We start from the raw sequence: 14,189 nt of genomic DNA, 5'->3' as shown, positions 1-14,189 counted from the left end.
CCGTTTCCAGTAGTTATCCCCCTCCATCAGGCAGTTTCCCAGACATTACTCACCCGTCCGCCGCTCGTCACCCAGGAGCAAGCTCCCTGTGCTACCGCTCGACTTGCATGTGTTAGGCCTGCCGCCAGCGTTCAATCTGAGCCATGATCAAACTCTTCAATTTAAGTTTGATGCTCATGAATTAAACTTCGTAATGAATTACGTATGTTCACTCATAAGACTTGGTATTCTATTTAGCGTCTTTCGACGTTAAGAATCCATGTCACTTTGAGTGCCCACACAGATTGTCTGATAAATTGTTAAAGAGCAGTGAGTTACGCGCTTTCGCTTGCTAACTCGAGGTGGCGTATATTACGCTTTCCTCATTCAGAGTCAAGCGTTTAATTTCGCTTTTCTCTGTCAGAATTTCCGGAGAAACCCTGCTGACCCGGCGGCTTGTTTGCCGTTGTTCCGTGTCGATGGAGGCGCATTATAGGGATCCCATTTTTTTGCACAACCCTTTTTTGCGATCTTTTTTCTGACCGCTGGTTTTTCATTCTTTTTGCTGCGATCCCGTTCGATCTGCCTATTTTTTGAGGTGTGAAAGCTGTGTGGAAAGCTGATAATGGAGGTAATTCACCTGACTCCCTTATCTAAGAGGTAACCATGCCCACCAACATTCGTCCTTATAAAACCTCGCAACCCACTTTCGGCTCCCGCGTGATGATCGACTCCACCAGCGTCGTAATCGGAGATGTACGTCTTTCTGACGATGTGGGAATCTGGCCACTGGTCGTGATCCGTGGTGATGTTAACTATGTCGCTATCGGAGCCCGTACGAATATTCAGGATGGCAGCGTACTTCACGTCACGCATAAATCCTCTTATAAGCCGGAAGGCAATCCATTGATCGTAGGCGAGGATGTCACCGTCGGACACAAAGTGATGCTTCACGGCTGCACCATCGGCAATCGGGTGCTGGTCGGTATGGGGTCGATTTTGCTGGACGGCGTAGTAGTAGAAGATGATGTGATGATTGGTGCCGGAAGCCTGGTGCCACAAAATAAGCATCTGGAAAGCGGTTATCTGTATCTCGGCAGCCCAGTCAAACAGATCCGCCCATTAAAGGAGGCGGAACGGGAAGGGTTAAAATATTCCGCTAACAACTATGTGCAGTGGAAGGATGAATATCTCGATCAGGAGAGCCAGACCCAACCCTGACTATCTTCCTGTTGATCGCGGATGGCCTGTTCCGCTTCGTCTTCCAAATCCCAACGATGCTGGCGAAAACTTTCCAGCCACTGCAACGGCGCATCGCCACCAAAACGATGCGCCAATGATTCCGCCGAGAGGGCACAGTTCACCTGGAACCCATTCACCAGAGCCGGGAAGCAAATGCACTGCTGCGCAGCATCCCACACCTCACGGTCAGGAAACAGGATCGCCTGATTCACTGTGCCAATTCCTTTTTCAGTGCATCAATCACAGGCGTAATATTAGGCAGAACCCCGTGCCACAACAATACGGCATGTGCTGCCTGAGCCACCAGCATACCCAACCCATCTGCGCCCTGTTTGGCTCCGTGCTGTTCACACCAGGTCAGAAAAGCGGTGTTTCCTTTCTGATAAAACATATCGTAGCAATGCACTTTAAGATTGATCAGTGAAGAAGGGATCGCCGGGATTTCTCCATGAATACCGCTGGAAGTGGCATTAATGATCAGATCGAACGCTTCACCCGCCAGGGCGTCCATTGGCCGCGCGGTGATGCTGCCGGTATGCGCAAAGAGTGCAGCCAGTTCTTGAGCCCGGGCAAAGGTCCTGTTTGTCACCGTCACTGCACAATCGAGCGACAGCAGCGGTAACAACACACCTCGGGCAGCACCGCCCGCGCCAATCAGTAGAACACGATAACCTGGTTTGATGAATGCCAGTCGCTCAAGATCGCTCAGCAGACCGATGCCGTCGGTGTTATCCCCAAGTAGGCGCCCATCCTCAAGACGTTTCAAGGTATTAACCGCCCCAGCCAGTGCCGCTCGCTCGGTCAATTCGTCCGCACGCGCAAAAGCATCTTCTTTAAAGGGGACAGTCACATTGCAGCCTTTACCTCCTGCAGCAATAAACGCATCCAGTGTCTCGTTAAAAGCGTCTAACGGGGCAAGTACTCGGCCATACGGATGTTCGATCTTGAGCTGTTGGGCGAATCGCAGATGAATAAAAGGCGACTTACTGTGCGCGATAGGGTTACCAAATACGGCGTACTGTTCCATGCAATTATCCCTGGCGGAAAAGTTCGCCCGTCAGGGCATCACGAATTTCAGACGGATTGAGACGCCCGCCTGTTTCCCCCTCGACTACCGGGAATGCTTCACCAAATTGGGCAATCACTTCATCAACGGTACGGCAGGGTTCTTGGCCGGTCAGGTTGGCGCTCGTGGAGACCAATGGTTTTCCGTAAGACTGACACAATTCAACCACCAGCGGATGATCGGTTACCCGGACGGCGAGCGTATCGAAACGGCCTGTCAGCCATCGCGGGGTTGAAGCCTTCGCCGGGAAGACAAATGTCACTGGGCCTGGCCACCGAGAGAAAACTGTCTCACGCTGAGCATCGGTCAACATCGTGTCATCTATATAAGGTTTGAGCTGCTCAAAGTTAGCCGCTATAAGAATCAGGCCCTTTTCGACCGGCCGCTGCTTAAGTTCCAACAACCGCATGACGGCAGTTTCACTGTCCGGATCACAGCCGACACCAAAAACAGCTTCGGTAGGATACGCGATGACGTCTTTATTATTGAGCGCTTCGATAGCTTTCGAAATACGCGCTTGATGCAGGTTACTGTTCACTGATTTGATCCGCCGATACCGGCTTTCCACATTGTTTACTGGCGCAAAAGAGCTTAACGCCCTGCGCCGTTTTCTTTTCGATAAGCAGTGGGTAATGGCATTCAGGGCATTCGCCCACTACCGGTTTATAGTTCAAGGCGAACTGGCAATCGGGGTACCGATCGCAGGAGTGAAAGGTTTTGCCATAACGTGAACGACGCTGGACCAGATGCCCTTCGCGGCACTGTGGACAAGCAATGGTTGTATCGTCAGGTTTGTCGATAAGTTCGGTATGTTCACAGGCCGGATACTGGCTGCAGCCGATAAACATGCCAAAACGCCCCTGACGAAGGACCAGTTCCGCACCACAAACAGGACACAACTGCCCTTCCAGAACTTTGACGATATGTCCGTCCGCCTGGCTTTTTAGCGGTCGCACATAGTCGCATTCTGGATAATGAGAACAGCCCAGAAACGGCCCATGTTTACCGCTTCGGATAACTAACTCGGCCCCGCATTTTGGGCAGGGCTCGTTTTTAGGCACCGAAAACAGTGCTGATTTCGCCATAACAACTCTTGTCACTGCATAATTGAATTAGTGCAGCATACCTTCATTTACTTCGAAGAGTAATTCTTCCATCTGCTGATAGGCATTTTCACAGCCCGGGATGTTAAACAGCACCATCAGAATGACCCATTTTAGATCTTCCAACTCAAACTCTGCGGCATCTAGCGCCATGACGCGTTCGATGACCATTTCACGCGTTTCGAGGTTTAGCACCTGAATCTGCTCCAGGAATAACAAGAATCCCCGGCAACTGGCATCCAGCCGTTGGCACTCATCTGCAGTGTAAATACGAACAGAGAGTGGATCTGAAGTCAGCTGCATTGGCTCAACGAGCCCTTCCTGATAGTCAGCCAGCTTTTCCAACCACAGCAGGGCGTTGTAGATATCTTCACGATCAAAACCGGCGTCGGTAAGATCCCGCGTCAGCTTGTCCTGATCTACACGCATTTCTGCTTCGTTATGGATGTAAGTCTCAAACAAATACATCAGTACGTCGAACATGGCATGCCCTCCTTAATCGGACATAGCCGCCGGGTACAGCTGCGATCCATCCTGCTAACTCCAGTTCGAGTAATTGGGCTACCGTCACTGGCACAGGTTGGCCGGCACGTTCAGCGACAACGTCAACAGGTGTTACCTCATCTCCTACGTTAGCCAGGAGCTCTGGAAATGGCAATGCCGCAAGGTCCGTATGCGGGGAATAATTTGATTTTTCAGCCTCATCTGGCAGCGATAGCTTCCCGTATTGCACATTTTCGAGAATATCCTCTACCGTGGTCGCGGGTATTGCCCCCTGCTTAATCAGCCAGTGCGGCCCCTCCGAACCCGGGCTGCCCAAAGGACCAGGAATGGCATACACCTCTCTCCCCTGCTCCAGCGCCGTTCGGGCTGTCACCAGAGAGCCACTTTTCAATGCGGCTTCTACCACTAAGACACCCAGACTTAACCCGCTGATGATACGGTTGCGTCGAGGAAAATTCGCGGGCCAGGGCGGCTGTGCCAGCGGGAACTCACTCACCAGCGTCCCGCCGCTTTCAACGATGCGTTGCGCGAGGGAAGCATGCCGCCGCGGATAGGTATGAAAAAGACCATTCCCCAATACCGCGATAGTTTTTCCTTCCGCATCTAGCGCCGCGCGATGCGCCACGCCATCAATACCGAGCGCCATACCGCTGGTTATCGTCATCCCTTTTCTGGCTAAAGCATCACTGAAAATACGCCCCCAGCGTTCACCGTACCAGGAGTGATTACGGCTACCAACGATGGCTATCTGTGATGATGCCAGAAGTTTGACATCCCCGGCGACGAACAACACACCGGGGTAGTCAACTATCGCCCGCAATGAAGGAGGGTATTCCGGATTATCTGCCGTGAGGATTGTGTGATTTGCGTTAGCAGACCAGTTCAATGTCTTGTCCAGAGCCTCGGACGACAGTGAGAAAAAGTGTTTAATGTGCCGGGCAGAAAAACCATTCTCACGCAGCACATCCGTATCAATAGAACAGGCGTTCATCAGCCGCTTTGCCAGCGTACTCATCTTGTCGCCATATAACCCATTGACCGCCATCAGGCGGATCCATATTTCTGTGGGTATCATCCTTATCCCCTTGCCACAAGCAGTCCTGGCAATCTTTGCGATTGGTCACTGATGCTGTCAATCGGAAGGGGTTTTGTCTAGAATAGAGGTAATAATCTTTCCAACTCCTGAACACAACTCTGGATAATTATGGCAGTTTTGCAAGTGTTACATATTCCGGACGAGCGTCTTCGCAAAGTCGCAGAACCGGTTAAAGAAGTGAATGCAGAAATTCAGCGTATCGTCGATGATATGTTCGAGACGATGTACGCCGAAGAAGGTATTGGTCTGGCTGCGACTCAGGTCGATATTCATCAGCGCATCATCGTCATTGATGTCTCTGAAGAGCGTACAGAACAGCTGGTGCTGATTAACCCGGAACTGCTGGAAAAAAGCGGCGATACCGGTATTGAAGAAGGCTGCCTGTCAATCCCTGAGCAGCGAGCACTAGTGCCTCGTGCTGAAAACGTAAAAATTCGCGCGCTAGATCGCAACGGCAAACCGTTCGAATTGGCAGCCGATGGCCTGCTGGCAATCTGCATTCAGCACGAGATGGATCACCTGGTTGGTAAACTGTTCATTGACTATCTGTCTCCGTTGAAACAACAGCGCATTCGTCAGAAAGTTGAGAAACTGGACCGCCTGAACGCGCGTGCTTAAGGATAAGAATTAACGTGTCAGAATCACTTCGCATTATTTTCGCTGGTACTCCTGACTTTGCAGCGCGTCATCTTGACGCGCTGTTGTCGTCTGGGCATCAGGTCGTGGGCGTGTTTACCCAACCCGATCGCCCCGCAGGCCGTGGCAAAAAGCTGATGCCAAGCCCGGTAAAAGTGCTGGCAGAAGAAAAAGGTCTGCCGGTTTTCCAGCCTGCGTCACTTCGTCCGCAGGAAAACCAGCAGCTCGTTGCCGAACTGAACGCCGATGTGATGGTCGTTGTCGCCTATGGTCTTATCTTACCGAAAGCGGTTCTGGACATGCCGCGTCTGGGCTGCATTAACGTACACGGTTCACTGCTGCCGCGTTGGCGCGGTGCGGCGCCAATCCAGCGTTCGCTGTGGGCGGGCGATGCCGAGACTGGCGTGACCATCATGCAGATGGATGTCGGACTCGATACTGGCGATATGCTGCTTAAACTCTCGTGCCCGATTACCGCAGAGGACACCAGCGGCTCGCTGTATGACAAGCTGGCAGAACTGGGGCCGCAAGGCCTGATTGAAACGCTGAAGCAGCTGGCCAATGGCACTGCAAAACCTGAAGTTCAGGATGAATCACGGGTGACTCACGCAGAGAAGCTCAGTAAAGAAGAAGCACGTGTCGATTGGTCTCTTTCTGCTGAACAGCTGGAACGCTGTATTCGTGCCTTTAATCCATGGCCAATGAGCTGGCTGGAAATTGACGGACAGCCGGTAAAAGTATGGCAGGCATCCGTTATTCCTAGTGATACTGATGCAGCACCAGGGACTATAGTGGATGCGAATAAGCATGGCATCCAGATAGCTACCGGCAGTGGCATCCTGAACCTGCAATCGCTGCAACCGGCAGGTAAAAAAGCCATGAGCGCGCAGGATCTTTTAAATTCGCGCCGGGAGTGGTTTATTCCCGGTAACCGTCTCGCCTGACGGCCTCTTACTCCAAGCCCGGTACTGCCGGGCCTTTTCATTTTTACGCTTATGAAAAAAAATACAAATTTACGCAGTCTGGCCGCACTGGCCATTGAGCAAGTGCTTGAGCAGGGGCAGTCGTTAAGTAACGTCCTGCCTGTCATGCAGCAAAACGTCGCTGATAAAGACAGAGCACTATTACAAGAATTAAGCTTCGGTGTGCTGCGCACGCTGTCTCAACTCGATTGGCTCATCAACAAGCTCATGGCACGGCCAATGACCGGCAAACAGCGCTCCGTGCATTACTTAATTATGGTTGGCCTGTATCAGCTACTACATACCCGTATTCCGCCTCATGCCGCCCTGGCTGAAACGGTGGAAGGTGCGGTGGCGATTAAACGTCCGCAGCTCAAAGGACTGATTAACGGGGTGCTACGCCAGTTCCAGCGCAATCAGGAGTCTCTGCTGGAAGAATTTGCCGCGACAGAGAACCGTTTCTTGCACCCGGCCTGGCTGGTAAAACGCATCAAGAAAGCTTATCCGAAGCAATGGCAATCAGTACTCGATGCCAACAATCAGCGTCCGCCGATGTGGCTACGTGTGAATCGTAATCATCATACCCGCGACGAGTGGCTAACATTACTGGAGCAGGCAGGCATGAAAGGCTTCGCACATGAAGCTTATTCTGATGCTGTCCGCCTGGAAACACCGGCTCCCGTTTTTGCGTTGCCAGGTTTTGACGAGGGCTGGGTAACCGTGCAGGATGCTTCTGCTCAGGGCTGCATGAATTATTTGACCCCGAAAAACGGCGAAGTGATCCTCGATTTATGTGCGGCTCCAGGCGGTAAAACAACGCATATCCTGGAGGTTGCCCCTGAAGCGAACGTGCTGGCCGTAGACGTCGACGAACAACGCTTGTCCCGGGTGTACGAAAATCTCAAACGGCTTGGCATGAAAGCTGAAGTGAAACAGGGCGACGGGCGTTATCCTTCACAGTGGTGCGGCGAAAAGCAATTCGATCGGATCTTGCTTGATGCGCCTTGCTCGGCAACTGGCGTGATTCGCCGCCATCCGGATATCAAATGGCTGCGCCGCGATCGTGATATCGCTGAATTGGCACAGCTGCAGGCCGAAATTCTTGATGCGACCTGGGCACACCTCAAACCCGGCGGCACACTGGTATATGCGACCTGCTCCATTCTGCCAGAAGAAAACTGCGAGCAAATTTCCGCGTTTCTGAAACGTACCCCTGACGCCTCGCTGCACGAAACGGGTAATGCAGAACATCCTGGGGTGCAGAATCTGCCAGCGGCAGAAGAAGGCGATGGCTTCTTTTACGCTAAGCTAATCAAACAGTGATGAAATAACGGATCGCGACTGATGAAAATTATCATACTCGGTGCCGGACAGGTTGGCGGTACGCTGGCAGAAAACCTGGTCGGCGAGAACAACGATATCACCGTGGTAGACACTAACGGCGACCGTTTGCGCAGTCTGCAGGATAAATTCGATCTGCGTGTCGTGCAAGGTCATGGCTCTCATCCGCGCGTTTTACGTGAAGCGGGTGCTGATGACGCCGACATGCTAGTCGCCGTAACCAGTTCTGATGAAACAAACATGGTGGCCTGTCAGGTTGCCTACTCATTATTTAACACGCCAAACCGTATCGCTCGAATTCGTTCGCCAGATTACGTCCGGGATGCGGATAAACTTTTCCATTCTGAAGCCGTGCCTATCGATCACCTGATAGCCCCGGAACAGTTAGTGATCGACAGTATTCACCGTCTGATTGAATATCCGGGCGCATTGCAGGTGGTGAACTTTGCAGAAGGAAAAGTCAGCCTGGCGGTAGTGAAAGCCTATTACGGCGGCCCGCTGGTCGGCAACGCGTTGTCCACCATGCGCGAACATATGCCACATATCGACACCCGTGTGGCGGCAATCTTCCGTCATGACAGGCCGATTCGCCCTCAGGGCTCAACGATTGTCGAGGCCGGGGATGAAGTGTTCTTCATTGCAGCATCCCAGCATATCCGTGCGGTAATGAGTGAACTCCAGCGTCTGGAAAAACCCTACAAGCGCATTATGTTGGTTGGCGGCGGTAATATTGGCGCAGGCTTGGCCCGTCAGCTCGAAAAAGATTACAGCGTCAAACTGATCGAACGCGATCAGCAGCGCGCCGCCGAACTGGCAGAAAAGCTGCAGAATACGATCGTTTTTTATGGTGATGCATCGGATCAAGAACTGCTGGCCGAAGAACATATTGATCAGGTCGATCTGTTTATTGCTGTCACCAATGACGACGAAGCTAACATCATGTCGGCCATGCTCGCTAAACGTATGGGTGCCAAAAAGGTGATGGTACTGATCCAGCGTCGCGCTTATGTCGACCTGGTTCAGGGTAGCGTGATTGATATTGCGATCTCCCCACAGCAGGCTACCATTTCTGCGTTGTTAAGCCATGTGCGTAAAGCCGATATTGTCGGTGTTTCTTCCTTACGCCGCGGCGTCGCAGAAGCTATTGAAGCCGTTGCCCACGGCGATGAAAGCACCTCTCGCGTCGTAGGCCGCGTCATCGATGATATAAAATTGCCGCCGGGTACCATTATCGGAGCCGTCGTACGCGGCAACGAAGTGCTGATTGCCAATGACAATTTGCGAATCGAACAGGGCGATCACGTAATTATGTTCCTGACGGATAAAAAGTTTATCACCGATGTAGAACGGCTTTTCCAGCCAAGTCCCTTTTTCCTCTGATCGGCAAAGGCGCTCAAACGAGCGCTTTTTATTAACCCTTTATAAATTAAGGTTTATTTATTCCATTTGATATCCGCGCTTTAATGGAAATCGACTAAACATTTGTTAAACTTATAAACGTCAGTTGGCACAAGGAGAATAAAATGGGAATGATTAAAGAGTTTCGCGAATTCGCGATGCGCGGAAATGTTGTTGATTTGGCTGTGGGTGTCATTATCGGTGCGGCATTCGGTAAAATTGTATCGTCATTGGTTGCCGATATTATTATGCCGCCGCTGGGCTTATTGATTGGCGGTATCGACTTTAAGCAGTTTGCAGTGACGTTACGCGCTGCGCAGGGCGATGTTCCAGCCGTAGTCATGCATTATGGTGTATTCATTCAGAATATTTTTGATTTCGTGATCGTGGCATTAGCTATCTTTATGGCAATCAAACTGATCAATAAACTGAATAGTAAAAAAGAAGAACCAGCTGCAGCACCTGCACCATCTAAAGAAGAAGTACTGCTGACTGAAATTCGCGATCTGCTGAAAGAACAAAATACCCGTTCTTAATCACACCACAGAAAGCAGAAGGCCAGTGGTAAAAAAGTGAATGACTTTTTTGCCACTGGCCTCCCAGTTACCTCTGTTACCATGTTTTCCTTTACGCTGAAAACTTCCCTTTCCTTTCTTACTTTTCTCAACGCGCTGACGATAAAGCGGGTCATGTAGTAGCGCCTCAATGGCGTTGTCCTTAATCTGCCCCTTGGTGTGCTGATAGCGGCTCATAAATTCTCCAGTTTGGTGTTTAAGACGGCGGGAGTGTAGTCCCGGCCGCTCAGGAAATCAACATCCTGCTTTCTCTGTTTCTGAACCTTGTTCAAGCGCTTCGAGGATTGAGCAATAAACGCTGCTGTGCGCGGTTCCGCAGCAGGCGTCATTCAGACGCTGTAAAGACTTTCTCATGGTCTCCAATTGTGAAATTCTGGCTTCCACTTCACTTAAGCGGGCCTGCACGATGCTCTTCGACTCCTGACAGGTGTGGCTTTCTGGATCAACACGGATAGACAGCAGTTCACGGATCGCTTCAAGCGTAAAGCCTAACTGACTACCATGGCGTATAAAGCGCAAACGCTGTAAATCGCTATCCGTATAAAGTCTAAACCCACCTTCGGTCCGTGCAGGATTATCCATCATCAGCTGCTTTTCATAATAGCGGATGGTATCGGGTGTCACCCCAGCAAGCTTAGCCAGTTCGCCAATGCGGAACATTATGATTCCTCATTAATTTTATTGAGTAACTTATCAGCATATTCGCCGCGTAGAAAATCAGTATTGAGACCTGCTTGCCGCAATTTGAACTCAAGGAGCGTTAAACGACGGTGAAGTTCTTCATACCGGGGATCGTCTTCCCGAATGCCTTTTAATAAATCGGCCAACTGTACAGCTTCTTTGCGCTGTTCAAGTTCCGGGGGAAGGCAGCCTGCATTTTTCAATAATCGGTAACCTGCACGCAATTCAGGAGGGACATGCACATCATCGTCAAGGATGAGCGGTTCACCGCTTCCAGGCAGTGCATCGAAGTCACCTCTGTTTTGTGCGTCACGGATATGACGTTCAGCCCACTGGTCAAGTAACCACATAGTGCACGTCCAGGTGAACAAAAAGAATACAGCTATTGTAGTGAAATGGTGGAACGGAGGGTATAAAAAAACCCGCCGAAGCGGGTTTTTTCAAATCACTGCAGATTACTCTGCAGCTGCTTCTGCTTTCGATTCTGAACGATCAACAAGCTCGATGTAAGCCATCGGCGCGTTGTCGCCTGCACGGAAACCACACTTCAGAATACGAGTGTAACCACCGGCACGGCTCGCGAAACGCGGGCCCAGTTCGTTAAACAGTTTTGCCACGATCTCGTTATCACGAGTACGGGCGAATGCCAGACGACGATTAGCAACGCTATCAGTCTTGGCAAGAGTAATCAGCGGCTCAACTACGCGACGCAGCTCTTTCGCTTTAGGCAGGGTCGTCTTGATGATTTCATGACGAACCAGTGAACCTGCCATATTGCGGAACATAGCCTGGCGATGGCTGCTGTTGCGGTTCAGTTGACGACCACTCTTACGATGGCGCATGACCTTATCCTTCTCAGTAAAACCTTAACCTGTGATCCGGTTACTCGTCAGCAATGCTTGCCGGCGGCCAGTTTTCCAGGCGCATGCCCAGAGACAGACCACGAGAAGCCAGCACGTCTTTAATCTCGGTAAGAGATTTTTTACCCAGGTTCGGCGTTTTCAGCAACTCAACCTCGGTACGCTGTACCAGATCACCGATATAGTGGATAGCTTCTGCCTTAAGGCAGTTAGCAGAGCGGACAGTCAATTCCAGATCGTCAACAGGGCGCAGCAGGATCGGATCGAATTCTGGTTTCTCTTCTTTCACTTCCGGCTGACGTACATCACGTAAGTCAACGAAAGCTTCAAGTTGTTCTGCCAGGATGGTTGCCGCACGACGAATCGCCTCTTCAGGATCGATTGTGCCATTGGTTTCCATTTCGATGACCAGCTTGTCCAGGTCGGTACGCTGCTCTACGCGCGCTGCTTCAACATTGTAGGCAATACGCTCTACAGGGCTGTAGCAGGCGTCGACCAGCAGACGGCCGATTGGGCGCTCATCTTCTTCCGAATGAATTCGGGCAGAAGCCGGCACATAACCGCGACCGCGCTGAACTTTGATACGCATATTGATAGATGCGTTCTCATCGGTCAGGTGGCAGATCACATGCTGCGGCTTGACGATTTCGACATCACCGTCGTGGGTAATGTCGGCTGCAGTCACAGGGCCAATGCCAGATTTATTCAGGGTAAGAATAACTTCATCTTTCCCCTGAACTCTCACCGCCAGCCCTTTCAGGTTGAGCAGGATTTCAAGGATATCTTCCTGAACGCCTTCTTTGGTGCTGTACTCATGAAGTACACCATCAATCTCAACCTCGGTCACCGCGCAACCCGGCATCGATGAGAGCAGAATACGGCGCAGTGCGTTACCCAAAGTATGGCCGAAGCCACGCTCTAAAGGCTCAAGGGTCACCTTGGCGTGCGTCGAACTCACTTGCTCGATATCGACCAGGCGCGGTTTTAGAAACTCTGTCACAGAACCCTGCATTGTGTCCTCTCTTTGGTACTAAGCTTTACTTGGAGTAAAGCTCGACGATCAGGTGTTCGTTAATGTCCGCAGACAGATCAGAACGCTCAGGCTGACGCTTGAACGTGCCTTCCATCTTGCCAGCATCAACTTCCAGCCAGGTTGGCTTTTCACGCTGCTCAGCCAGCTCAAGAGCGGCTTTCACGCGAGATTGCTTTTTCGCTTTCTCACGAACGCTGACAACGTCATTCGCTTTAACCTGATAAGAAGCGATGTTAACAACACGACCGTTTACCATGATAGCTTTATGGCTAACCAGCTGACGTGATTCAGCACGAGTAGCGCCGAAGCCCATACGGTATACAACGTTGTCCAGACGACCTTCCAGCAGAGCCAACAGGTTTTCACCGGTGTTGCCTTTCAGACGTGCTGCTTCTTTGTAGTAGTTACGGAACTGACGCTCCAGCACACCGTAGATACGGCGAACTTTTTGCTTTTCACGCAACTGCACACCATAGTCAGACAGACGCGGTTTACGCGCACCGTGCTGGCCAGGAGCTTGTTCAATTTTACACTTGGTATCGATCGCGCGAACGCCAGACTTAAGGAATAAGTCGGTGCCCTCACGACGGCTCAGCTTGAGCTTAGGACCCAAATATCTTGCCATTTTCTTTCTCCAACTAACCTGGAAAACGTAGCGTTATACGCGACGTTTCTTCGGCGGACGACAACCGTTATGAGGGATCGGAGTCACATCAGTAATATTAGTGATGCGGAAACCAGCGGCGTTCAGAGCACGAATGGTAGATTCGCGACCTGGACCCGGACCTTTAACCATAACTTCCAGATTCTTGATACCGTAATCTTTTACGGCTTCAGCGCAACGCTCTGCTGCAACCTGAGCTGCAAACGGAGTGGATTTGCGTGAACCACGGAAACCGGAACCACCGGCTGTTGCCCAACCCAGTGCGTTACCCTGGCGATCGCTGATGGTAACGATGGTGTTGTTAAAAGAAGCATGGATATGAGCCACGCCATCAGAGACTTGTTTTCTTACACGCTTACGTGCACGAACTGGTGCCTTTGCCATTATTCAATCACCCCGATTATTTCTTGATCGGTTTGCGCGGACCCTTACGGGTACGTGCGTTGGTCTTCGTACGCTGACCGCGCACTGGCAGACCACGACGATGACGCAAACCGCGATAGCAACCAAGATCCATCAGGCGCTTGATGCTCATGCTGATTTCACGGCGCAGATCACCTTCAACGACAAATTTGGCAACTTCGTCACGCAGCGTGTCGATTTGTTCTTCAGACAGCTCACTGATCTTAACATCTTCAGCAATGCCCGCCGCAGCCAAAATGGCTTTGGAACGAGTTTTGCCGACACCGAAGATCGAAGTTAATGCGATCACGGCGTGTTTCTGATCAGGAATGTTAATGCCTGCTATACGGGCCACTATGCACTCCTACTATTTAATATGTACGCACCATGCCGAAAAGCCCGTTTTCAGGATACTCAAATGGATACGCACAGACATACAAAAAGATTGGCTGGCTAATCTAGCCAGCTCAACCCAACTTTGCAAGAAAAATATGCGAAATAATCAGCCTTGGCGCTGTTTATGCTTCGGCTCGGCACTGCAAATCACACGGATGACACCATCACGCTTAACGATTTTGCAGTTACGGCATAATTTCTTGACGGAAGCACGAACTTTCATTTTTACTCTCCGTAACTTCTCAGGCGAC

The 14,189-nt window shown here is 51.1% G+C and carries 21 protein-coding genes and 1 rRNA gene; 6 read left to right on the top strand and 16 right to left on the bottom strand.

Annotated elements, in window-relative coordinates:
* A 16S ribosomal RNA gene (locus ACG0Z5_RS13610) occupies positions 1 to 163 on the bottom strand; the annotation flags it as partial.
* A gap of 482 nt (positions 164 to 645) precedes the next feature.
* Between ACG0Z5_RS13610 and ACG0Z5_RS13605 the strand changes: the two genes are divergently transcribed.
* Entirely contained in the window at positions 646 to 1,200 is a 555-nt protein-coding gene (locus ACG0Z5_RS13605) for a gamma carbonic anhydrase family protein (protein WP_394448094.1), read from the top strand.
* On the opposite strand, the gene ACG0Z5_RS13600 is transcribed toward ACG0Z5_RS13605, so the two are convergent.
* The 6 genes from ACG0Z5_RS13600 to dprA are packed head-to-tail and all read right to left on the bottom strand — an operon-like array spanning position 1,176 to position 4,969.
* Complete coding sequence (locus ACG0Z5_RS13600; protein WP_394448092.1) at positions 1,176 to 1,433, bottom strand: DUF1488 domain-containing protein; 258 nt, start codon at positions 1,431 to 1,433, stop codon at positions 1,176 to 1,178. The genes ACG0Z5_RS13605 and ACG0Z5_RS13600 overlap by 25 nt on opposite strands.
* Positions 1,430 to 2,248: a shikimate dehydrogenase gene (aroE, locus tag ACG0Z5_RS13595; protein WP_394448090.1), complete on the bottom strand. Its 819-nt coding sequence runs from the start codon at positions 2,246 to 2,248 to the stop codon at positions 1,430 to 1,432. Before aroE ends, ACG0Z5_RS13600 begins: the two co-directional genes overlap by 4 nt.
* Before the next feature lie 4 nt (positions 2,249 to 2,252).
* Entirely contained in the window at positions 2,253 to 2,825 is a 573-nt protein-coding gene (gene tsaC, locus ACG0Z5_RS13590; protein ID WP_394448088.1) for an L-threonylcarbamoyladenylate synthase type 1 TsaC, read from the bottom strand.
* Positions 2,815 to 3,372: a type I DNA topoisomerase gene (locus tag ACG0Z5_RS13585; RefSeq protein WP_394448086.1), complete on the bottom strand. Its 558-nt coding sequence runs from the start codon at positions 3,370 to 3,372 to the stop codon at positions 2,815 to 2,817. The genes tsaC and ACG0Z5_RS13585 overlap by 11 nt, the downstream gene beginning before the upstream one ends.
* A 27-nt stretch (positions 3,373 to 3,399) precedes the next feature.
* Positions 3,400 to 3,873 carry a DUF494 family protein Smg gene (gene smg, locus ACG0Z5_RS13580; protein ID WP_394448084.1) on the bottom strand — a complete coding sequence of 158 codons (474 nt, stop codon included), beginning with the start codon at positions 3,871 to 3,873 and terminating at the stop codon, positions 3,400 to 3,402.
* Positions 3,845 to 4,969 carry a DNA-protecting protein DprA gene (gene dprA / locus ACG0Z5_RS13575; RefSeq protein WP_394448082.1) on the bottom strand — a complete coding sequence of 375 codons (1,125 nt, stop codon included), beginning with the start codon at positions 4,967 to 4,969 and terminating at the stop codon, positions 3,845 to 3,847. The genes smg and dprA overlap by 29 nt, the downstream gene beginning before the upstream one ends.
* 129 nt (positions 4,970 to 5,098) lie before the next feature.
* On the opposite strand from dprA, the gene def reads away from it, so the two are divergent.
* The 5 genes from def (at position 5,099) to mscL (ending at position 9,863) form a co-directional block, all read left to right on the top strand.
* The gene (gene def, locus ACG0Z5_RS13570) at positions 5,099 to 5,608 is read left to right on the top strand and encodes a peptide deformylase (RefSeq protein ID WP_319785751.1); all 510 of its coding nucleotides are present in this window, start codon (positions 5,099 to 5,101) and stop codon (positions 5,606 to 5,608) included.
* Positions 5,609 to 5,622: 14 nt separating this feature from the next.
* Complete coding sequence (gene fmt / locus ACG0Z5_RS13565; protein WP_394448080.1) at positions 5,623 to 6,570, top strand: methionyl-tRNA formyltransferase; 948 nt, start codon at positions 5,623 to 5,625, stop codon at positions 6,568 to 6,570.
* A gap of 51 nt (positions 6,571 to 6,621) precedes the next feature.
* On the top strand, positions 6,622 to 7,911 hold the full coding sequence (gene rsmB / locus ACG0Z5_RS13560; protein ID WP_394448078.1) for a 16S rRNA (cytosine(967)-C(5))-methyltransferase RsmB: 1,290 nt from the start codon (positions 6,622 to 6,624) through the stop codon (positions 7,909 to 7,911).
* A gap of 21 nt (positions 7,912 to 7,932) precedes the next feature.
* Entirely contained in the window at positions 7,933 to 9,309 is a 1,377-nt protein-coding gene (trkA, locus tag ACG0Z5_RS13555) for a Trk system potassium transporter TrkA (RefSeq protein WP_319629225.1), read from the top strand.
* A 143-nt stretch (positions 9,310 to 9,452) separates the two neighbouring features.
* Positions 9,453 to 9,863, top strand: a complete 411-nt coding sequence (gene mscL, locus ACG0Z5_RS13550) for a large-conductance mechanosensitive channel protein MscL (protein ID WP_394448076.1) — start codon at positions 9,453 to 9,455, stop codon at positions 9,861 to 9,863.
* Here mscL and ACG0Z5_RS13545 read toward each other — a convergent pair whose 3' ends face one another.
* The 9 genes from ACG0Z5_RS13545 to rpmJ all read right to left on the bottom strand — a co-directional run bounded on the left by ACG0Z5_RS13545 (position 9,864) and on the right by rpmJ (position 14,161).
* A complete protein-coding gene (locus ACG0Z5_RS13545) occupies positions 9,864 to 10,079 on the bottom strand; it encodes an alternative ribosome-rescue factor A (RefSeq protein WP_394448074.1) in 216 nt (71 codons plus the stop codon).
* A 57-nt stretch (positions 10,080 to 10,136) separates the two neighbouring features.
* Positions 10,137 to 10,562, bottom strand: a complete 426-nt coding sequence (gene zntR / locus ACG0Z5_RS13540; RefSeq protein WP_394448072.1) for a Zn(2+)-responsive transcriptional regulator — start codon at positions 10,560 to 10,562, stop codon at positions 10,137 to 10,139.
* Positions 10,562 to 10,933, bottom strand: coding sequence for a DUF1992 domain-containing protein (locus ACG0Z5_RS13535; RefSeq protein WP_394448070.1), 372 nt, complete (start codon positions 10,931 to 10,933; stop codon positions 10,562 to 10,564). The genes zntR and ACG0Z5_RS13535 overlap by 1 nt, the downstream gene beginning before the upstream one ends.
* 105 nt (positions 10,934 to 11,038) lie before the next feature.
* Entirely contained in the window at positions 11,039 to 11,425 is a 387-nt protein-coding gene (gene rplQ / locus ACG0Z5_RS13530; protein WP_001216372.1) for a 50S ribosomal protein L17, read from the bottom strand.
* A 40-nt stretch (positions 11,426 to 11,465) separates the two neighbouring features.
* A complete protein-coding gene (locus tag ACG0Z5_RS13525; protein WP_002209013.1) occupies positions 11,466 to 12,455 on the bottom strand; it encodes a DNA-directed RNA polymerase subunit alpha in 990 nt (329 codons plus the stop codon).
* Positions 12,456 to 12,480: 25 nt separating this feature from the next.
* A complete protein-coding gene (gene rpsD / locus ACG0Z5_RS13520; RefSeq protein WP_097165007.1) occupies positions 12,481 to 13,101 on the bottom strand; it encodes a 30S ribosomal protein S4 in 621 nt (206 codons plus the stop codon).
* Between the two features lie 33 nt (positions 13,102 to 13,134).
* Positions 13,135 to 13,524, bottom strand: a complete 390-nt coding sequence (rpsK, locus tag ACG0Z5_RS13515; RefSeq protein WP_043081126.1) for a 30S ribosomal protein S11 — start codon at positions 13,522 to 13,524, stop codon at positions 13,135 to 13,137.
* A gap of 16 nt (positions 13,525 to 13,540) precedes the next feature.
* Positions 13,541 to 13,897 carry a 30S ribosomal protein S13 gene (gene rpsM / locus ACG0Z5_RS13510; protein WP_097165006.1) on the bottom strand — a complete coding sequence of 119 codons (357 nt, stop codon included), beginning with the start codon at positions 13,895 to 13,897 and terminating at the stop codon, positions 13,541 to 13,543.
* 147 nt (positions 13,898 to 14,044) lie between these two features.
* Positions 14,045 to 14,161 (bottom strand): 50S ribosomal protein L36, encoded by a 117-nt coding sequence (gene rpmJ / locus ACG0Z5_RS13505; protein ID WP_000868187.1) that lies wholly within the window; start codon positions 14,159 to 14,161, stop codon positions 14,045 to 14,047.
* Between the last annotated feature and the right edge of the window lie 28 nt (positions 14,162 to 14,189).

It is taken from the genome of Scandinavium sp. M-37 (assembly GCF_043558715.1).
GTDB classification, from domain to species: domain Bacteria; phylum Pseudomonadota; class Gammaproteobacteria; order Enterobacterales; family Enterobacteriaceae; genus Scandinavium; species Scandinavium vulneris_A.
The sequence above is the reverse complement of the archived record's forward strand: the minus strand, read 5'-3'. Positions and strand labels throughout refer to the sequence as shown.

Coding starts and splice junctions, on each gene's coding strand:
- ACG0Z5_RS13605 (WP_394448094.1), top strand. CDS start 646: ATGCCCACCAACATTCGTCCTTATAAAACCTCGCAACCCACTTTCGGC.
- aroE (WP_394448090.1), bottom strand. CDS start 2,248: ATGGAACAGTACGCCGTATTTGGTAACCCTATCGCGCACAGTAAGTCG.
- ACG0Z5_RS13585 (WP_394448086.1), bottom strand. CDS start 3,372: ATGGCGAAATCAGCACTGTTTTCGGTGCCTAAAAACGAGCCCTGCCCA.
- smg (WP_394448084.1), bottom strand. CDS start 3,873: ATGTTCGACGTACTGATGTATTTGTTTGAGACTTACATCCATAACGAA.
- dprA (WP_394448082.1), bottom strand. CDS start 4,969: ATGATACCCACAGAAATATGGATCCGCCTGATGGCGGTCAATGGGTTA.
- def (WP_319785751.1), top strand. CDS start 5,099: ATGGCAGTTTTGCAAGTGTTACATATTCCGGACGAGCGTCTTCGCAAA.
- rsmB (WP_394448078.1), top strand. CDS start 6,622: ATGAAAAAAAATACAAATTTACGCAGTCTGGCCGCACTGGCCATTGAG.
- trkA (WP_319629225.1), top strand. CDS start 7,933: ATGAAAATTATCATACTCGGTGCCGGACAGGTTGGCGGTACGCTGGCA.
- mscL (WP_394448076.1), top strand. CDS start 9,453: ATGGGAATGATTAAAGAGTTTCGCGAATTCGCGATGCGCGGAAATGTT.
- ACG0Z5_RS13545 (WP_394448074.1), bottom strand. CDS start 10,079: ATGAGCCGCTATCAGCACACCAAGGGGCAGATTAAGGACAACGCCATT.
- zntR (WP_394448072.1), bottom strand. CDS start 10,562: ATGTTCCGCATTGGCGAACTGGCTAAGCTTGCTGGGGTGACACCCGAT.
- ACG0Z5_RS13535 (WP_394448070.1), bottom strand. CDS start 10,933: ATGTGGTTACTTGACCAGTGGGCTGAACGTCATATCCGTGACGCACAA.
- rplQ (WP_001216372.1), bottom strand. CDS start 11,425: ATGCGCCATCGTAAGAGTGGTCGTCAACTGAACCGCAACAGCAGCCAT.
- ACG0Z5_RS13525 (WP_002209013.1), bottom strand. CDS start 12,455: ATGCAGGGTTCTGTGACAGAGTTTCTAAAACCGCGCCTGGTCGATATC.
- rpsD (WP_097165007.1), bottom strand. CDS start 13,101: ATGGCAAGATATTTGGGTCCTAAGCTCAAGCTGAGCCGTCGTGAGGGC.
- rpsK (WP_043081126.1), bottom strand. CDS start 13,524: ATGGCAAAGGCACCAGTTCGTGCACGTAAGCGTGTAAGAAAACAAGTC.
- rpmJ (WP_000868187.1), bottom strand. CDS start 14,161: ATGAAAGTTCGTGCTTCCGTCAAGAAATTATGCCGTAACTGCAAAATC.